We start from the raw sequence: 19760 nt of genomic DNA on the forward strand, positions 1-19760 counted from the left end.
ATGAATATTATCAAAGGACAAAAAGAGTTTTTTAAAGGGATCGGACAGATCGAATTTGAAGGAAAAGAAAGTAAAAATCCATTTGCTTTTCGTTATTACAATCCGAAGCAAGTCGTTGCGGGTAAAACCATGGAAGCGTATTTTAAGTTTGCCTGTTCCTATTGGCATTCGTTCAATGGCGATGGCTCGGATCCATTCGGCGGTGCTACGCACAATTTCCCTTGGGATGAGAGCACAGATGCGATCACACGTGCAAAGGACAAGATGGATGCCGCTTTTGAATTTATCAGCAAAATGAATATTCCATACTACTGTTTTCATGATGTGGACTTGGTTGATTATACCGACAACGTACTGGAAAATGAAAAAAGATTGGCAACGATCGTGGATTACGCCAAAGAGAAACAGCAGGCGAGTGGCATCAAGCTGCTTTGGGGTACTGCCAATCTTTTTAGCCATAAGCGCTACATGAATGGGGCAGCGACCAACCCGGATTTTCAGGTATTGACACATGGTGCTGCCCAGGTAAAAGCTGCATTGGATGCAACAATTGCCCTTGGTGGTGAAAACTATGTGTTCTGGGGTGGAAGGGAAGGTTATATGAGCCTACTCAATACCAATATGAAACGTGAACAGGAGCATCTTGCCAAGTTTTTACACTTAGCGAAGGATTATGCCCGTAAAAATGGTTTTAAAGGCACATTCTTTATCGAGCCCAAACCATGTGAGCCGACCAAACACCAATACGATTACGATGCAGCAACCGTATTGGGCTTTTTGAGACAATATGACCTATTGGACGATTTCAAACTTAATCTTGAAGTAAACCATGCTACCTTAGCGGGGCACACTTTCCAGCACGAATTGCAGGTTGCTATTGATGCTGGGAAATTAGGTTCCATTGACGCCAACCGGGGTGATTATCAAAATGGCTGGGATACCGATCAATTTCCAAATGATATCAATGAACTAACCGAATCTATGTTAATCATTTTGGAAGGCGGCGGCTTCCAGGGTGGTGGAGTTAATTTTGATGCCAAAATTCGCAGGAACTCAACCGATCCGCAAGATCTATTCTATGCGCATATCGGAGGAATGGATCTTTTTGCAAGGGCTTTGCTTACTGCCGAACGTATCTTGGAAGATTCTGAATACCGTAAAATACGGGCCGACCGCTATGCCTCTTTCGATAGCGGCAATGGGGCTTCTTTTGAGCAAGGAACCTTGAGTTTGGAACGTTTAAGAGATCTGGCAGTAGAATTCGGTGAGCCACAAACGATCAGCGGCAGACAGGAGTATTTAGAAAATTTGATCAATAGATATATATAGTTATTCAAAATATTTCTATATTAGGCGATCAAATTAAACCAATTACCAACACATGAATAATTATTTAAGTACAAAAGATTACATCGTTTTCCTGATATACTTTGTCATTGTTGCAGGCTATGGATTATGGGTGTATTATCGCAAAAAGTCTGAGTCTGTAGGCTCAAAGGATTATTTCCTTGCCGAAGGGTCCCTGACTTGGTGGGCGATCGGAGCCTCGCTGATTGCGTCCAATATTTCTGCGGAGCAATTTATTGGTATGAGTGGTTCGGGCTTTAAGATGGGCCTGGCGATTGCGACTTACGAATGGATGGCAGCGATTACCTTGATTGTGGTTGCGGTATTTTTTATACCTGTCTACCTCAAAAACAAGATTTTTACCATGCCACAATTTCTGCACAAGCGATATAATGGTACCGTTGCCATGATTATGGCCGTTTTTTGGTTACTGTTATACGTTGTGGTCAACCTGACTTCTATTCTTTATTTGGGAGCCATTGCCGTCAGCAGTATTTCGGGTATCAGTCTGGAAGCATGTATGTATGCCATTGCTATTTTTGCCGTTATTATCACCTTGGGTGGTATGAAGGTGATTGGCTATACGGATATTATTCAAGTGTTCTTTTTGGTGTTGGGTGGTTTGGCAACAACCTATTTGGCATTGAATCTCGTGTCAGAACATTATGGTGGTTCAGGCATATTGCAGGGCTATCACCTGATGACCGAGAAAGCCTCTGATCACTTCCATATGATCCTGGATCGCAAGAATGAAAACTACCTCGATTTACCCGGATTAACCGTTTTGATCGGTGGTATGTGGATTGTAAATCTAAACTATTGGGGATGTAATCAATATATTACACAGCGTGCATTGGGTGCTGATCTAAAGACTGCACGCAACGGAATCTTGTTTGCAGCCTTCTTAAAATTGTTAATGCCGATTATTGTGGTATTGCCCGGTATTGCAGCCTACGTGATGTGGAAAGATGGTTTATTCCAAAATGAAATGATGCAACATGGTGAGGTAAACCCAGATCATGCTTACCCTGTTTTATTGAATCTGTTGCCGTCAGGACTGAAAGGACTTTCTTTTGCAGCCTTGACTGCTGCGGTAGTTGCTTCGTTGGCGGGTAAGGCAAATAGCATCGCGACAATCTTTTCGCTGGATATTTATAAGAAAGTATTCAATACAGAGGCTACTGACAAGAAATTGGTCAATATTGGTAAATTGACTGTTGTTGTTGCCATGATTCTGGCCGTGATCATCGCGCCACATTTGGGTATCGACAAAAAAGGTGGATTCCAGTACATTCAGGAGTACACCGGATTTGTGTCGCCGGGTATTTTTGCCATGTTTATCTTAGGATTCTTTTGGAAAAAGACGACTTCCAATGCTGCGTTATTTGCGACGATCGGTGGATTTATCCTGTCTATTATTTTCAAAAAATTACCGGACTGGGCAGATCTTTCGTTCTTGGCCTCTACCGGTTTTTCTATTCCAAATCCGACAACCGGTGTTTACGAAATTCCGTTTTTGGATCGGATGGGCTTTGTCTTTGTCATTTGTATTGTCGGTATGATCATTATCAGTCTGATGGACAACAAGCGTGGTGTAGTGCCTGCAGGACTTGAAGTAGATACCACAATGTTTAAACCGCATAAAGCATTTTTGATCGGAACATTGATTGTTGCCCTATTGGTAACAGCCTTGTACTCCATTTATTGGTAAGCCGATAACCAAAAAGTCAGTATAGAGAGCCCATATCAACTTCGGTTGGTATGGGCTTTTGGTTTTCAGAACGATTTTTCCGGTCTTTTATAACCGGATTTGCAGCAATGGTCTGATGGTTTTTTAAATAATTCCTATCTTGTCTTCAATAACGATATACATGCGCTGCTATGCGCAAATCCGGTCTGGTATCCTTATTTCAACAACGGGAGGGACCAGAGTGGCGGACTTTGGACAAAAAATAATAACAGGGATGAAAAGAAGATATATGCTATTTACTGTTCTTGCAGGGATAATGACTGCATTGCTGCCGGTACAGTCCCGGGCACAACGGACGGAGAAACCGCCTTTGCACGGCAAGCATTGGATGGCCATTACCGGAAAACCTTTGGCGGCGACAGCCGGTGCACAGTTGTTCCAGCAAGGCGGTAATGCGGTCGATGCGGCCTGTGCAATGCTTGCTGCAACCTGTACCATGTGGGATGTCCTGAGCTGGGGTGGGGAAACCCAGGCTTTGATCTATCATCCAAAATTGAAAAAGGTAATTGCCATCAATGCTTTGGGCGTGGCACCGACAGGAGCAACGGTCGATTTTTTTCGGTCGAAGGGTTATGAATTCCCGCCGGAATACGGTCCGCTTGCTGCGGTTACGCCCGGTACACCTGGGGGCTTATGTTATATGTTGGCACAGTACGGCACCAAAAGCCTGGCTGAAATCCTGGCGCCGGCCATCGGGATGGCGGCGGGCTATCCCATCGATGCCCAGACAGCCAATAGCATTGAACGTGGTAAAGCACGTATCAAAGAATGGCCTTATAGCAAAAAAGTTTTCCTCGTGCATGAAGGCAGGGAAAGGGAAGCACCCGAAGCAGGGGAAATCTTTGTACAGCAAGATCTGCATCGGACATTAACCAAACTTGTTGAAGCTGAAAAGAAAGCCCTTGCAGCCGGCAAGGATCGAAAAACAGCGATTATGGCGGCATATGACCGCTTTTATAAGGGCGATATCGCCGATGAATTTGTCCGCGGCAGCAAAGAACAGGGAGGCTTGATCACCAAAGCGGATCTGGCTAATTGGAAGCCCATTGAGGAAGAGCCTTTACATGTCAACTATAAAGGTATTGACGTTTATAAATTGCAGGAATGGACACAGGGACCTGCCATGCTACAGAGCTTGCAGCTACTGAAAAATTTTGATTTAAAAGCCATGGGATATAATTCAGCCCCCTATATCCATACGCTTTATCAAGTGATGAATCTGGCCTTTGCCGACCGGGATTTCTATTATGGTGATCCCTATTTCAAACCTATAGCCCCTATCCGGGGGCTCTTAAGTGATTCCTACGCCAAGGCACGGGCTGCCACTATTGACCCGGCACATAACAATCCACAGGTACTTCCGGGGGATCCCTACCCTTATGAAGGGAAGCAGAACCCTTTTACCGGCCTGCTCGGGGAGCGCAGCAAGAAATTCACGCCGAATACCGAATCACATAAGGATTTTGTGCCCAAGCACGATGTGAGTTCCACCTCATCTTTGCTATCCCTGTCGGATACTGCACGTTGGGCCTCCGGAATCCGGGATAGTGTGTATATGGACCGTTTATTGCGCGGAACCACAAGTGTGGAGGCTGCGGATGCCGAAGGTTGGGTTGTTTCCATTACACCAAGTGGGGGCTGGTTACCGGCCTGTATTGCCGGAAATACAGGGGTAGGCATGAGCCAGCGTTTGCAAAGCTTTGTCCTCGACTCCCTCATTAATCCTTTCAATGTGGTGACACCGGGCAAACGCCCGCGGGTCACGCTCACACCTTCTTTAGCCTTAAAAGGGGGAAAGCCTTACCTTTCTTTCGCGGTGCAGGGCGGGGATACACAGGATCAAAACCTGCTTCAATTCTTTTTGAATACAGTAGAGTTCGGCATGACCCCACAACAGGCCAGTGAAGCGCCAAATATCAACAGCAATCAGCTGTGGCTGTCTTTGGGCGGTACCAAATTGGATGACCGAAAACCACGGGCGGGAAGTTTGCTACTGGATAAACGCACGTCGCCCGAAGTCGTCGAAAAGCTTCAGAAAATGGGGTACAGTATACAGTTTGGTGAGCGCAACAGCGGTCCGATCAACGCCATTTATTTTGACCAGCAGCATGGTACACTCTGGGGCGGTAGCAGCAATAATGGGGAGGATTACGGAATCGGCTGGTAGCATCTGCACATGCCGCAGCTAACGCCATGAGTCAGGCAATGTCTGAGCAGAAGAGCCACACCGTTTTGTTATCTCCATCGGATTTGGTATCTTACCTACTGATCAAAAGCTGATTTTTTGTTATGGAGGGTAGCGTTAATAAATATTCGTTTGTTTTTCAGCCTGATGAAGCTGGTATAGTTTTGGTAGATGGGATAAAGCAGCGCTTGCGGGCTGCATTGGCGGAGGAATTTCCGGATAAGGACAAGGGCTGGTACCATAGCTGCAATTCCAAAGCCCATGTAACTATTTGTGCTTTTACAGGAAATGACGATACGCTGGCACAGGCTATCGCTGTATTGCACCAGTCCCTGCGTTATGAGCGCAGCCAATATGTGTATTTTGATCACTTTGCTTCCTTTGCTGGTGGTGCTTTCTATATCGGTCCGACGGTACATGCCCGTAGTTACCTGAAGGATAGAGCGCGAAAGGTTGTGCACACATTGAGTCCCTTTGACCTGATCGAGATCAGTGATGAACCCCATATCTCCATCGGACGCAGGCTGGAGCCCGAACGACTTGAATTCGCAAAGAAAATGCTACGTTCGGTCGATCTGAGTTTTATGTGTAACGGTGTGTATATCCGCCGCTTTAATCCCGATATGGGGCAGTATGAACCGGTTGATTTTGTTAAATTCGGCAACCAGTCGAAAGAAAACTCTGGCCAACTTACATTTAAATTCTAATTATATGGCTGTTTAATTGCCTAATACTGTAAAGCTTTTTATCTTTAGCCCTAGCAATAAAAGATATTGTCCTCATGTAAACTATGCATCACGACGACTCCCATCATAAATCATTATCCGATATCCACGAAAGTGTGGATGTCAATCAAGGAAAATCCAAATTTAAAAAGATACTCAGTTTCTTTGGTCCTGCCTATCTGATCAGTGTAGGCTATATGGATCCGGGCAACTGGGCGACGGATCTCGCCGGGGGGAGCCAGTTTGGCTATGCCTTGATCTGGGTGTTGCTGATGAGCAATATTATGGCCTTATTGCTGCAGAATCTCTGTGCCCGTTTGGGAATTGTGCGGGGTAAGGACTTAGCACAGTGTAATCGGGAGACCTATCCCAAGCGCATGAATTTTGTGCTGTATATCCTGGCGGAGATTGCTATAGCCGCCTGCGATCTGGCCGAAGTGCTGGGGATGGCCATTGGGCTTAACTTGCTGTTTGGTATTGATCTGCTCTGGGGAGTGCTGATCAGTTTTGCCGATACTTTCCTGTTGCTCTACTTACAGAAGCTGGGGATGCGCAAGATGGAACTCTTTATCATCGGTTTGATTTCCCTGATCGGAATGTGCTTTCTGGTGGAGATGTTTTTGGCCAAACCTGATTTTGCGGAGGTAGCCACAGGTTTTATTCCGAGCATTCCCAATAGTGCCGCACTTTATATTGCCATCGGCATCATCGGTGCCACGGTCATGCCGCACAACCTCTACCTCCATTCAGCTTTGGTGCAGACCCGAAAGATTGACCGCAATGAAGTCTCCATACGGAAATCCTTAAAATATAATTTCTGGGACAGTGCCATTGCGTTAAATCTGGCATTTTTGGTCAATGCCGCCATTCTGATTCTGGCAGCATCGGTCTTCCATAAGAACGGCATGCATGATGTCGCCGAACTGGAAGATGCCTACCACCTACTGGGGAATTTACTTGGCACTGAATGGGCATCGAAACTATTTGCAGTGGCATTGATTCTGGCGGGACAGAGTTCCACGGTAACCGGTACCTTGGCTGGTCAGATTGTAATGGAAGGCTATTTAAGACTGCGTATCAGTCCAACACTTCGTCGCATTATTACACGGCTTTTGGCGATTATACCTGCGGTCCTGGTGATCCTGATTTCTGGCGAAGGCCGGGTAGGGCAGCTGTTGATCTTTAGTCAGGTCATCCTGAGCATGCAACTGGCCTTTGCAGTGATCCCGCTGATTCACTTCGTCAGTGACAAGGCCAAGATGGGTATCTTTGCGATTAAACCGCTGACGAAAGCATTTGCCTGGCTAATTGCCACTGTGATCGCGGTGTTGAATTTTAAACTGGTTTATGACGAGGTCAGGGGCTGGATTGCCGAAGCAAACAATCCTTTGGTCACGGTGTTACTTATTCTGGGGGCCGTTGGTTTGCTCTTTTTGTTGATCATGACCGTATTGATTCCCATTTTACGTAAATCAAAACCGATCGAATTGGAAGTACATCCACCATTTGAGACCCTACATTTTGAGGACAAAGGTTCGTTCAAGCGGGTGGTGATCGCGCTGGATTTTTCAAGTTCGGATCAGAAAGTGATCCAGTATGCCCTGCGACTGTCACATGCGGATACCAGCTTTGTCGTTGTCCATATTGTCGAAAGTGCCTCTGTTAAATATACAGGGGAGTCTACCGATGATTTTGAGTCGCGACAAGATTTGGAACGGCTGAAACTATATGCAGACTTTTTGTTGTCCAAAGGACATCAGACGGAATATGAACTTGGCTACAACAATCGGATCAAAAGTATTGCCGAAGTTTGTGAAAAATACCATGCTGATCTCTTGGTGGTGGGAAGCCACGGTCATACCGGAGTCAAAGACTTTGTTTTTGGAGAGACCGTCAACAAGCTACGCCATGCTGTGAAAGTTCCGGTTTTTATTGCGCAATAGGGCTTAGAAACCTATCCCAAAGAGACACTGTCGATTCACTGTAATTTTATTGCGGAAAAAGTGCGGGTAGGGGGTAGTAAGTTCTAAATAATTCTTATTTTTGCGACATCAAATCAAGATATGAGCGACGCTATTAAACACGAGTGCGGAATCGCACTAATTCGCCTGTTAAAACCCTTATCTTATTATCAGGAAAAATATGGTACGCCATTCTATGGCATCAACAAATTGTACCTATTAATGGAAAAACAGCATAACCGTGGACAAGACGGGGCTGGAATTGCAACCATTAAATTTGATGTTAAACCTGGAAATCGTTACATTTCGCGTTACAGAGCTATGGGCTCAACTGCCGTGGCAGATATATTCGAATATGTACAGAAAAAATTTGCTTCTGTTCAGAAGGCATTTCCGGATGAGTCAAAGGATACCCAATGGTTAAAAGATAATGTCAGTTTTACTGGAGAAGTACTTTTAGGACATTTGCGTTATGGAACGCATGGAAAGAACAGTATCGAAAGCTGTCACCCATTTTTAAGACAAAACAACTGGATGTCACGCAATCTTGTTGTTGCGGGTAATTTCAACATGACCAATGTGGACGAACTTTTGCAACAGCTGTACGAGTTGGGACAACATCCAAAAGAAAAGGCGGATACCGTAACCGTTTTGGAAAAAATTGGGCATTTCTTAGATGATGAAAATCAGGAGCTTTTTGATCAATTCAAAAAAGAAGGGTATTCCAATGTGGAAATCAGTTCATTGATTGCTAAAAACATCGATGTTTCCAAAATCTTAAAGCGTTCAGCGAAGACTTGGGACGGTGGGTATACCATTGCCGGCATCTTTGGTCACGGGGATGCTTTCGTGATGCGTGATCCTGCGGGTATCCGTCCGGCATTTTACTATCAGGATGAAGAAATTTTGGTGGTTGCTTCGGAAAGACCTGTCATTCAAACTGCTTTCAATGTACCTATCGGTGCTGTGAAGGAAATTAAACCGGGGCATGCGCTGATCGCTAAAAAAGACGGTACAGTATCACAGGAAATGTTTAGACAACCTGTTGAACAACGCTCTTGTTCTTTTGAGCGTATTTACTTCTCACGCGGATCGGATGCTGATATCTATAAAGAGCGTAAAGAATTAGGTAGATTATTGGTACCTCAGGTATTGGAGTCTGTCAAAAACAATATTAAGAATACCGTATTCTCATTTATTCCTAATACTGCCGAAGTGTCTTACTATGGTTTGATGGATGGTATCAATACCTACGTTAGGGATTTCCAAAAAGAAACCTTGTTAAAACGTTCGGAGAAAATTTCAGACGAGGAGCTGGATGATATATTAAGTATCAAACCCCGTTTTGAAAAACTGAATGTGAAGGATGCCAAATTGCGTACTTTCATTACACAGGATGCCGATCGTACGGATATGGTACAACATGTGTATGATACGACTTACGGTATCGTTAAAGATCATGAGGATACCATCGTTGCGATTGACGATTCCATTGTACGTGGTACTACGTTGAAACAAAGTATCCTGACGATCCTGGATCGTTTGAATCCAAAGAAAATTGTGATTGTTTCGTCGGCTCCTCAAATCCGTTATCCGGACTGTTATGGTATAGACATGTCACGTATGGGTGAATTCGTTGCGTTTGAAGCCGCAATCAACCTGTTGAAACAACGTGGTATGGCACATATTATTGATGACGTATATCAAAAATGCCTGTTGTCGATGACCCAGGATGTCAATGAAATTGAGAACTATGTCAAGGCTATTTATGCGCCATTTACAGATCAGGAGATTTCTGAAGAAATTGGTCGTATCGTCAGACCGCACCATTTGAAAGCCGAACTTGAGGTGGTGTATCAGACATTGGATAACCTGCACAAAGCATGTCCGGCACATACCGGTGACTGGTACTTCTCCGGTGATTATCCTACTCCGGGTGGTAATAAGGTCGTGAACAAAGCCTTTATGAACTGGATTGAAGGTAAAAATGTACGTGCGTACTTTAGTAATTAAAGGCTAAAAAATATCAGAGGAAGGGATGCATTTATGCATCCCTTTTTTTATATATTCGTAGGACGGATTGATTAAAATGGTGCCGCACACTTCGTAAAGTGTTCACTGTATTTCGCCAATATATACATTTATGACTCGATCAATCTTTCCCATAATGAAATTATGGTTTTTAACAGCTTAAAAAATAGCTTCATGAGAGGACAACTTTTCTATCTTTTTCTTCTTTTTTTAATGGTTTCCTGCGGAATAACTCATAATGTACCCAAGGACCCATATCCCAATTCATTCGATAAACCGAATATCGTCAATTCATTTGTAGACCAAAACGGCAATTTCTATCCGGATAATTGGCGTAAGACGTATGGTGAACCACCTAAAAGCGGTGATATCAATGCCTACTCGCTGATGAAGATCGCAACCGAAAAAGGACTTGAAAACCAACTGAAAGGTTTTGAAAAGACCCGCATGTTGGCGGTGAGGAGTAAAGTGAAAGCAAAAGACCGTGTGTTTATCTTTGTGCATGGTTTCAATGCGCCCTCTGATGAAGTCAATGAGAGCTATGAATATATGCGCAAGCTGCTAAAGCTTAATCCCAATAAAGATGAGGTCGTAAAATTTTATTGGGATGGTTTACATACCACGAATCCCTTTGGTGGCGCCAAAGTTTGGTTTTCTGCTACTTCATTCAGTCAGATGGCGGGTGAATTTGGACTGCGGAATTTGTTAAATAGCATCCATAACAAAAAGATCATTTTAATTTCCCATAGTCGGGGAGCATCAGTCGTGCTGAGTGCTTTAAGCAGTGCAACATTCAGCGAGAGTTTTGCCAAAGGTACACTAGAGAATCACAACGTAGATGTTGATGCGGCGAAAAAGCTTGCGGAAAATGGCAATGACATTACCTGCATTATGCTCGCACCGGCGATAGGCCTCGATGACTTTAAGGTCAGGGATGTGACATCGGGAACGGATTCATTCTGTAGTTTGAGCAAACAGGTTAAGAAAATCCATATCACCATCAATAATACCGATGTGATGCTGAAGAAATTTGTTGGTTTTTTGTCCAATAAGCTGAAAGCGACGGATTTAGGGTATAAAGCTGATGTCTGCAATGAGTTGGTAAAACATTATCCGATCATGAAGTATACGGATTTTACCGGTATGAAAAGCCATGACTTTAATAAATATATCCGCAACCCCAAATTTAAAACAATGTTGAAGGCCGAGGGAATTGCCGTTAATCGTTAGCACCATGAAGCATATTTTTAAGAGTCTCTATTTTCAGGTTATCGTCGGTATATTGGTCGGTATTTTCTGCGGCGCCTTTTTTCCGGATTTTGCCGTAAAGCTGAAGCCGTTGGGGGATGCCTTTATCAAACTGATCAAGATGGTGATTGCCCCCCTGATCTTCAGTTCGATCGTCATCGGAATTGCCGGAATGCAGGATGTGAAAAAAGTAGGCAAGATCGGACTGAGCTCCATTATTTATTTCGAAGTCATGACGACGGTCGCATTGATCATCGGCTTGATCTTTGTCAACGTGATTCAGCCCGGTACAGGTATGAATGCCGATCCGTCGACCCTGGATATATCCTCCGTGTCACACTATATTTCGGAATCTAAGAAATCACATAGTTTCATGGATTTTATCATGGATATTATCCCGGAGAATGTTGTTGCTTCAGTGGCTTCAGATAATATGCTGCAGGTACTGGTTTTTGCGGTACTTTTTGGAGTGGGCATGACCAAGATCGGTAAAAAGGCCTCGGAGCCGGTGATCAATGTGCTGCAATCGTTTCTAAAGGTACTTTTTGCCATTATTAAGATGGTGATGTACCTGGCGCCTATAGGGGCGATGGGAGCAATGGGGTTTACCATTGGCGCATTTGGTATTCAGGCCCTGACCAAGCTGGGGATGTTAATGGTAAGTTTTTACCTGACTTGCATTATCTTTATCGTGATTGTGATCGGGGCCGTATTGCACTTCTATGTCAAAGTTAATATTTTCAAATTTCTGAAGTATATCAAAGGTGAAATTTTGATTGTATTGGGTACCTCCTCTTCGGAATCTGCATTACCGGGTATTATGCAGAAAATGGAGGATGCGGGCTGTGCGAAGTCTGTGGTCGGATTGGTGATTCCGACGGGCTATTCCTTTAATCTCGATGGGACGAGTATTTATCTGACCATGGCTGCGGTATTTATTTCACAGGCGCTGAATATGCACCTGAGTCTGGAGCAGGAAATTACCTTGCTGCTGGTGCTGTTGCTGACCTCAAAAGGAGCAGCAGGTGTGACGGGAAGCGGCTTTGTGACTTTGGCGGCAACGCTCCCTGTTGTCGGACACGTGCCTGTCGAGTCCGTAGCATTGGTCTTTGGCGTAGACCGGTTTATGAGTGAGGCTAGAGCCATCACCAATCTGATCGGCAATTCAGCGGCAACGCTGGTGATCTCAAAATATGAAAATAGCCTAGATGAGGAACTGCTGCATGAGAAACTAGGCTGATAGCGTATGCTGTAGCAAATAGTTGACCTGCAACCGCAAAGGGTATGGGCAGCATAAAAGAAAAACAGGGTGTCCGATAGAGATCAGACACCCTGTTTTTTATTTATTATTCTAAATTTCTGAGCGGTGATTATCCCACTTTTTTTGTGTTTTCAATTCCCTGAGATAGATCTAAGGCAGCGTCTACTTTCTCTTCCAGAAGGGCGAGCTTGATTACCTGTGCCATTTCGGTCACGTAGTGGAACTGCATATCTTTGATATAATCTTCCTTGATTTCAAGGATATCTTTTTCGTTGGATCTGCACAGTATGATATCTTTGATATTCGCCCGTTTTGCGGCAAGGATTTTTTCTTTTATACCACCTACCGGTAACACTTTTCCGCGCAACGTAATTTCCCCGGTCATCGCCAGTTTCTCTTTCACTTTACGTTGTGTAAATAAAGATGTCAGCGCAGTGAGCATCGTTACGCCAGCGGATGGACCATCCTTAGGAATGGCACCTGCTGGAACGTGGATATGGATATCCCAATGGTCGAATACGTGGTAGTCAATGCCAAAGTCCGAAGCATGTGCTTTTAAATAGGCTAAAGCAATAGAAGCGGATTCTTTCATGACATCGCCCAGATTACCTGTCAGGCTCAAGCGTCCTTTTCCGGGACTTAAAGAAGATTCGATAAATAAAATATCACCACCTACGGAAGTCCAGGCAAGCCCGGTTACGACACCGGCGACATTATTGTTTTCGTAGATATCTTTATCAAAGATCGGTGCCCCCAGGATATCCACGACATCCTGATCATTGATGCTTGGGTTGTAATCTTTTTCCATGACGATGCGTGTGGCAATACCACGGACGATCGAACCAATTTTCTTTTCCAGTCCGCGCACACCGGATTCGCGGGTATAGTCTTCGATGATTTTCTCGATGATCTTACCTTTTAGGGCAACATCCTTGGCAGCCATACCGTGCATTTCACGCTGTTTTGGAAGCAGGTGTTTTTTCGCTATTTCAATCTTCTCTTCGATGGTGTATCCATTGACTTCGATGATCTCCATACGGTCCAATAAAGCGGGTTGGATGGCGCTTAGCGAATTGGCGGTTGCAATAAACATCACTTTTGAGAGGTCAAACTCCATTTCCACATAATGGTCGTAGAAATGTGTGTTTTGTTCTGGATCCAATACCTCCAACAAGGCCGAAGAAGGGTCGCCTTTAAAATCGGCGCTCATTTTATCAATCTCATCCAGGATAAAGACCGGATTTGCGGCGCCCGCTTTTTTCAGTGATTGGATGATGCGGCCTGGCATGGCGCCGATATAGGTTTTGCGGTGCCCCCTGATTTCAGCTTCGTCACGCACCCCCCCCAGGGCCATGCGGGTATATTTGCGTCCCAATGCTTTGGCGATAGATCTTCCCAAGGAGGTTTTACCCACTCCCGGAGGACCTACCAAACAAAGGATAGGGGCTTTCATGTCATTTTTTAGTTTCAGTACCGCGAGGTATTCAATGATACGTTTTTTGACTTTTTCCAAACCATAGTGGTCCTTATCCAGGACTTTTTGCGCTTTATTTAAGTCAAAGTTATCTTTGGTCGTTTCATTCCATGGAAGATCAAGCAGGAGCTCCAGATAATTCAACTGAACGGAGTAATCTGCCGCCGCTGGATTGATACGTGATAGTTTTTCAAGTTCCTTGTTGAAATGTTTTTCAATATCGAGCGCCCATTTTTTTGTTTTACCACGTTTTTTGAGTTCTTCAAGTTCCAGGTCAGGGGTATTTCCGCCAAGCTCTTCCTGGATAGTTTTCAGCTGTTGGTTGAGGAAATAATCCCGTTGTTGCTTGTCCAGGTCGACGCGTACTTTGTTCTGGATCTGATGTTTCAGTTCCAGCATCTGGATTTCTGTGGTCAACAGTTCTAAAAGGAGTTTCGCGCGGTTTTCAACCTTTGGAATTTGTAGCAACTCTTGTTTTTTGATCATTTCGACATTGATATTAGACGAAATGAAGTTGATCAGAAAAGAGGGGCTTTCAATATTTTTTATTGCAATACCAGCTTCGCTAGGCAGGTTTGGTGAAAGCTGAATAATCTGCAATGCCATTTCTTTCAAGGTCGAGATTGTCGCTTTGAAATGTTTGGTCATCTTAGGTTTCGCCTCGTTGAATTTCTCGACACGAGCTTTCAGATAAGGTTCGGTCTCGATGATTTCCACCAGGTTGAAACGTTGCTTTCCCTGAATGATCACCGTGGTGTTTCCGTCGGGCATCTGAAGTACTTTAATAATGTGGGCAACGGTACCCACTTTATTCAGTTCTTCAAATCCGGGATCCTCTACTGTCATATCCTTCTGGGAGACCACACCGATTGTTTTGTTGCCTTTATAGGCTTCTTTAACCAATTTGATGGATTTATCTCTTCCTACAGTGATCGGAATGACAACACCGGGAAATAATACGGTATTGCGTAAAGGCAAAATAGATAGTGCTTCTGGAATTTCAGCGTTAGCCATATCGTCTTCATCCTGCTGTGTCAATAAAGGGAAGAACTCGGTGTCTTCCGCAACGATTGGAATAGCCTGACTGAAATCAAAAGTTTCGAATTTGCTCATAGTGTTTATTTTGTGTATTTGTCAGTCGCTGACATGTTGTCGGTAGACGTTCAAATTTTAAGCTTCAAATATTGTTTCCTCTATAGTGCAAGGGAAGTGCCAATTGCTAAAAGGTAGCAAAATTACAAATCTATTTTCTAGAATAGGAAAAAAAGGCAGGTTAAATAAAATTTATCTGCCATTTATTGGATAAATAGGCATAATAATTGTAATATTGGAATGTGAAAGAATAAACAGTGGCAGATTCTTGCGAGAGGTGAAGCAATGGGGCTATTTTTTCATAGGGTAATAAACGATCAATATTGGTCAATAATAAGGTATATTGAAAAAACGTAACTATTTAGATATGAACTTAAAATCACTTAAATTAGGTTTGTTCACAGGAGTTTTTGCTTTGGTCGCACTTAGCGCCAATGCACAACAAAAACAAGCTGAGCATAGCAATGCCAATGTGAGAATGGGGCAAAAAGCTCTTTTGGACGGTGACTTCAAAAATGCAGAGTCATACTTGACAAAAGCTTTACCTGAGGAAGGCAAAGATCCGGATGTCTTGTATATGTTGGGTTACTCCCAATTTCAAAATGGTGATTATAAAAAGTCTGCTGAAACATTCGGAAAAGTTGTTGCTTTAAATCCTAAAAATGCAAATGCACTTTACTTCAAAGCGAAAGCAAACAACACACTTGCCATTCAGACAAACAAAGTGTCTGCGGCAAACAAAGAACAGTTGTTGCGCGTAGCGATTGAGGATTATTCAAAAGCAATTGCCATCACACCCACAGACTCCAAATTTTACCAAAATAGAGCGATCGCGAACCGCGATCTAGGAATTTTGATCGGTACGGCAGGTACACCCAATTACAACAAAGCAATGGCTACAGATGCTTATAATAATGCCATCAAGGATTATGAAAAAGTATTGAGCTTTGATTCTTCTAAAAAAGACATTCAAACAGAAGTCAAAAAAGCTAAAGTGTATAGAGATAACCTGAAATAATCTGCACGGTAGATAATAAAAAAGGGAAACTCGGTCGGGTTTCCCTTTTTTTGTGTCCGGCCGTCCTTCACCTTTTCTATTCTTTCTGCTGAACCAATGCCTTTCCATGGTAGCTGCACTTCGACAGATCGGTTCTTTACGCTGTCTTTGACAAATTTGCAAACGAAATGTTGCGAAATACTGTTCTATACTTGAATCAACAAGAATTTAATATATGGAAACGAATCGATTGTCAGCGGAAATGCAGGACATTTTAATCAGTCAGATGACGAAAGAAGCCGAAGCTGCACAAATTTATCTGGCTCTGGGTGTTTGGGCCGATGATCAGGGCTACGGTGGAATTGCCAATTTTCTATATCGGCATGCGCAGGAGGAACGGAACCATATGACAAAAATTATGGGTTACATCCTCGAGCGTGGTGGCCGTCCCCAAATTCAGGCGATAGCGGCTCCGCCATCAGATCCGAGCACCCTAACTGAATGTTTCCAACGTGTATTTAAACATGAGGTGGACAACACCGAAGCAATTTATCGTATTGTCAATCTGGCCATGGAACAGAAGGACTGGGCTACATGGAACTTCGCGCAATGGTTTGTCAAAGAGCAGATCGAAGAAGAGAAACTCGCACTTGAATTGATTGATAAATTAAAGATCGCCGGTGGAGACCGGGCTTCGGACGAATCACTGTTTGCATTAGATTCCTCATTGGAAGGCATGCCTGACGATGTGCCTTTGGCACGGGAGGCGACAGCCGATGATCCCAAATGATGGAATCACTCCCAGATCGTGTCAGCAAGCGATTCCCGCCCCAATCAATGGTTGGCATAAGGCATAAAGTAGGGACGAAATACGATGCCCCCAAATAGTTAGACAATTTTTGGGGGCATTTTTATGTGTGCTTATTTTTTAATAGTAAGGGGGAGGTAGACACCGAACGTAATATTCCTTCCCATATTGTAGACCCCGTAAGCAGGATCCTCCTGCGATAACCTTCCTGGACGTAACCTGCTCAACGCATCGTAGTAGCGCTTATTGGTCAGGTTGGATGCCGTCGCATAGACTTTTACCTGCTGTTTTCCTAGGTGTAAGGTAGCACCTATTCCGGCGTTGATCAATGAATACGAATCCGCAGCTGTTTCAAAAGTTTCGTCAATGCGATTCTGTTTAAAATAATTGTCTAAACCTACCGATACATAGAAAGCATGTAGGCCATTGATCTTAGGTTCGAGACGAAGCGTGTTATGTAAAACACCTGCGGGGATCAATGCCAATGGTCGGTCAAAAGTCTTGTTTTGCGCATGTGTATAGGTAAACGTGTTGTCCAGGTGAACCCAGTTGAGCGGATGGAAGTTTAAACTCCCTTCGAAACCAAAGAGATTGGCATTGACCTGTCCGTAGCGGTAGACATCGTAGGTCTGCTCATTATTATCCTCGTCAACGACAGTTTTGGTGTCGCCCTTTTTTGCTGAAGCATAGATGAAATTATGGATATAATTTTCATAGATACCGATGCTACCCGTGACAATACTATGTCCAAATTCCAGGGTTGCATCTGCCTGGAAACTGCGTTCTGCCTTCAGGTTTTCATTTCCGATTTCATAGCGATATGTACCTTCGTGTACACCGTTAGAACCAAGTTCAGCTGGGTTAGGTGCCCTGAAAGCTGATCCTGCATTGGCTTTGAAGTTAAAATCTTCACTGAAACTATGCGTATATCCTAAGGCACCACTAATGTTGCTGAACTTATTTTTAAAACCTGGAAATTGTTCCTCATCATCGACAAAGAGCTGTTTACCTTTGGTACGGACGAAATCGTAACGTAATCCCATATTAAAGGTGTTCTCGCCCCAGCTTTTCTTGGCATAACCAAATGCCCCCAGTTCGATCTGGTCATAAGCAGGGATCAAAAATTCAACGCCTTTATTGATGCTATGTTCCTGACTGGCGCTGAGACCAACAACATGCTGCCATCCGTTTCTTTCCGCCAGGTAGTATTTGGCATCCAATGAATAGGTATTCAGATCAAAAAATAAGGATGGTGTTGCTTCCTCCAGTTCGCGACGTTGATTTTTTTGGTAGCCCAGGTCCAGTTTTAGATTTCCTGAGCCGATCACAAAATTATTATTGAGCGCGAGCTTATAATGGCGGATATCCTGTTTCGGAAAATCCAATGTCCGGCTTTTGGATTCATTATATAAGGGATCCCCAGGTTCGGCATCGTAAAAACCAATGTTATTTTTGAGGTAGGAAAAATTAAGGTGTGAATAACCCCATTGTTTATTTAACCCCAGCATTCCACTAAAGCTGGTATTATTAAAACCACTATTGATATAGCGCCCAGCTGGTGTATTGTAGGCATGAGCATTTTGATAGGAGCCGCGTCCGCGCCATACAAATCCATTTTCATTGCCCGTGAGCATGAGCGAGTTGTTGGTCAGTCCGTTGTTGGTTGAGTAACTGGATAGCAGTTCACCTTTTATCTGACCGGCAGTGGGCACACTGGGTTCAAGGATATTGATGACACCACCGATGGCATCCGATCCGTACATCAGCGAAGCTGCCCCCCGAAGGACCTCTACCCGGTCTGGCTGATTTTGGTCGATCTCGATACCATGCTCATCCCCCCATTGTTGGCCCATTTGCTTGACACCATCATTGACGGTGACAACACGGTTATAACCGAGACCGCGGATGACGGGTTTGGAAATTCCCTGTCCCGTTGTAATCTGGCTTAGTCCGGGTACCTGACGTGCAAGTGCGTCGATCAAGTTTGTCGCACCACCCTGCAATTCGTCTTTGGAGATAACGGAGACAGAGGTGCTGTTTCGGCGGCTTTGTGAAGTGACAAGCGTACCTGTGACCACGACTTCATTTGTTTCGATAATACTTTCATTCAATGCAAAATCGACAGTCACATCTTCTGATGTCAGCTCTATCGTTTTGATCAGCGATTGGTAGCCAATAAAACGTACTTCGACGAGATAACGTCCACTCGAAGGAAGCGATTTGAAAGCATAATGTCCCTGTTGGTCAGAAGAGGTGCTCGAGCGCAGCTGGAGCAGCGAGATCGTCGCTCCGGCGATCGGTTGATTTGTCTTTGAATCTGTCACTCGACCAGATATGGTTGCAGCAGTAGCAGAAAATAGCAGGAAATAACAGACAAGCATGAGTATGCCGTCTTTAAAGTTGAGTTTCATCTGTAAATATTTTTGTGCCATCGTGGATGGGCGTATCCGGCTGATATACGGATCACCTTATTGTTGAATATGAGGAAAATCTATTATGAAAACGGCAGCACTCATCGTTAAAACTTGATAAGGGAAGGCCAGTTTATCATAGATAGCATACAGCTGCTTTCCATAAAAACAGCCATTGTTGCATATTGGATGAATATCAACACATGGGAGGGCCGCGATTGCCCGATAGCAATGCCCTGACCATCTGGTCGCCGGGTACAAAAAGACCAAATACTATTTCCCGTTCGGGAAGCAAAAATTCGCTTTGGATGAAACTAAAGAGTAATTGCGGATGTGAATTTTGGTCACAGATGGAGCATTTGGGATGGTCTGCATGATGTTTTTTCGAATTGCAGTCCACGATACTTAATACCGGTGGTTTATGGGAATGGGTATAGACAATGAACTGACCGATTAAAAAGGTCATTAAA

General features: G+C 44.0%; 13 protein-coding genes. 10 read left to right on the forward strand and 3 right to left on the reverse strand.

Annotated elements, in window-relative coordinates; translation table 11 throughout:
- From xylA to dctA, 8 genes are all read left to right on the forward strand, one after another.
- Positions 1–1329, forward strand: a complete 1329-nt coding sequence (xylA, locus tag D7322_RS14305; protein ID WP_121124970.1) for a xylose isomerase — start codon at positions 1–3, stop codon at positions 1327–1329.
- A 52-nt stretch (positions 1330–1381) separates the two neighbouring features.
- Entirely contained in the window at positions 1382–3058 is a 1677-nt protein-coding gene (locus D7322_RS14310) for a sodium/sugar symporter (protein WP_121124971.1), read from the forward strand.
- 253 nt (positions 3059–3311) lie between these two features.
- On the forward strand, positions 3312–5264 hold the full coding sequence (locus D7322_RS14315; RefSeq protein ID WP_121125104.1) for a gamma-glutamyltransferase family protein: 1953 nt from the start codon (positions 3312–3314) through the stop codon (positions 5262–5264).
- Positions 5265–5386: 122 nt separating this feature from the next.
- A complete protein-coding gene (locus D7322_RS14320; protein WP_121124972.1) occupies positions 5387–5989 on the forward strand; it encodes a 2'-5' RNA ligase family protein in 603 nt (200 codons plus the stop codon).
- 83 nt (positions 5990–6072) lie between these two features.
- Positions 6073–7950: an Nramp family divalent metal transporter gene (locus D7322_RS14325; protein ID WP_121124973.1), complete on the forward strand. Its 1878-nt coding sequence runs from the start codon at positions 6073–6075 to the stop codon at positions 7948–7950.
- Positions 7951–8070: 120 nt separating this feature from the next.
- Positions 8071–9981, forward strand: coding sequence for an amidophosphoribosyltransferase (locus D7322_RS14330; RefSeq protein ID WP_121124974.1), 1911 nt, complete (start codon positions 8071–8073; stop codon positions 9979–9981).
- A gap of 192 nt (positions 9982–10173) precedes the next feature.
- Positions 10174–11229 carry an alpha/beta hydrolase gene (locus D7322_RS14335; RefSeq protein WP_121125105.1) on the forward strand — a complete coding sequence of 352 codons (1056 nt, stop codon included), beginning with the start codon at positions 10174–10176 and terminating at the stop codon, positions 11227–11229.
- Positions 11230–11233: 4 nt separating this feature from the next.
- Entirely contained in the window at positions 11234–12487 is a 1254-nt protein-coding gene (gene dctA, locus D7322_RS14340; RefSeq protein WP_121124975.1) for a C4-dicarboxylate transporter DctA, read from the forward strand.
- A gap of 130 nt (positions 12488–12617) precedes the next feature.
- On the opposite strand, the gene lon is transcribed toward dctA, so the two are convergent.
- The gene (gene lon, locus D7322_RS14345; RefSeq protein ID WP_121124976.1) at positions 12618–15095 is read right to left on the reverse strand and encodes an endopeptidase La; all 2478 of its coding nucleotides are present in this window, start codon (positions 15093–15095) and stop codon (positions 12618–12620) included.
- A 346-nt stretch (positions 15096–15441) separates the two neighbouring features.
- Here lon and D7322_RS14350 point away from each other — a divergent pair, with 346 nt between their 5' ends.
- Together D7322_RS14350 and D7322_RS14355 are read left to right on the forward strand one after the other, a co-directional pair.
- Positions 15442–16092 carry a tetratricopeptide repeat protein gene (locus D7322_RS14350; protein ID WP_121124977.1) on the forward strand — a complete coding sequence of 217 codons (651 nt, stop codon included), beginning with the start codon at positions 15442–15444 and terminating at the stop codon, positions 16090–16092.
- A 214-nt stretch (positions 16093–16306) separates the two neighbouring features.
- Positions 16307–16861, forward strand: a complete 555-nt coding sequence (locus tag D7322_RS14355; protein WP_121124978.1) for a ferritin — start codon at positions 16307–16309, stop codon at positions 16859–16861.
- A gap of 131 nt (positions 16862–16992) precedes the next feature.
- On the opposite strand, the gene D7322_RS14360 is transcribed toward D7322_RS14355, so the two are convergent.
- Both D7322_RS14360 and D7322_RS28465 read right to left on the reverse strand, forming a co-directional pair.
- Positions 16993–19290: a TonB-dependent receptor gene (locus D7322_RS14360; RefSeq protein ID WP_121124979.1), complete on the reverse strand. Its 2298-nt coding sequence runs from the start codon at positions 19288–19290 to the stop codon at positions 16993–16995.
- A gap of 196 nt (positions 19291–19486) precedes the next feature.
- On the reverse strand, positions 19487–19756 hold the full coding sequence (locus D7322_RS28465) for a hypothetical protein (RefSeq protein WP_183078709.1): 270 nt from the start codon (positions 19754–19756) through the stop codon (positions 19487–19489).
- Positions 19757–19760: the final 4 nt, after the last annotated feature.

Source organism: Sphingobacterium puteale (genome assembly GCF_003627955.1).
GTDB lineage: Bacteria > Bacteroidota > Bacteroidia > Sphingobacteriales > Sphingobacteriaceae > Sphingobacterium > Sphingobacterium puteale.

Bases quoted from the DNA above. Each gene is read 5' to 3' on its own strand.
- xylA (WP_121124970.1), top strand. From the start codon at position 1: ATGAATATTATCAAAGGACAAAAAGAGTTTTTTAAAGGGATCGGACAG.
- D7322_RS14310 (WP_121124971.1), top strand. From the start codon at position 1,382: ATGAATAATTATTTAAGTACAAAAGATTACATCGTTTTCCTGATATAC.
- D7322_RS14315 (WP_121125104.1), top strand. From the start codon at position 3,312: ATGAAAAGAAGATATATGCTATTTACTGTTCTTGCAGGGATAATGACT.
- D7322_RS14320 (WP_121124972.1), top strand. From the start codon at position 5,387: ATGGAGGGTAGCGTTAATAAATATTCGTTTGTTTTTCAGCCTGATGAA.
- D7322_RS14325 (WP_121124973.1), top strand. From the start codon at position 6,073: ATGCATCACGACGACTCCCATCATAAATCATTATCCGATATCCACGAA.
- D7322_RS14330 (WP_121124974.1), top strand. From the start codon at position 8,071: ATGAGCGACGCTATTAAACACGAGTGCGGAATCGCACTAATTCGCCTG.
- D7322_RS14335 (WP_121125105.1), top strand. From the start codon at position 10,174: ATGAGAGGACAACTTTTCTATCTTTTTCTTCTTTTTTTAATGGTTTCC.
- dctA (WP_121124975.1), top strand. From the start codon at position 11,234: ATGAAGCATATTTTTAAGAGTCTCTATTTTCAGGTTATCGTCGGTATA.
- lon (WP_121124976.1), bottom strand. From the start codon at position 15,095: ATGAGCAAATTCGAAACTTTTGATTTCAGTCAGGCTATTCCAATCGTT.
- D7322_RS14350 (WP_121124977.1), top strand. From the start codon at position 15,442: ATGAACTTAAAATCACTTAAATTAGGTTTGTTCACAGGAGTTTTTGCT.
- D7322_RS14355 (WP_121124978.1), top strand. From the start codon at position 16,307: ATGGAAACGAATCGATTGTCAGCGGAAATGCAGGACATTTTAATCAGT.
- D7322_RS14360 (WP_121124979.1), bottom strand. From the start codon at position 19,290: ATGAAACTCAACTTTAAAGACGGCATACTCATGCTTGTCTGTTATTTC.
- D7322_RS28465 (WP_183078709.1), bottom strand. From the start codon at position 19,756: ATGACCTTTTTAATCGGTCAGTTCATTGTCTATACCCATTCCCATAAA.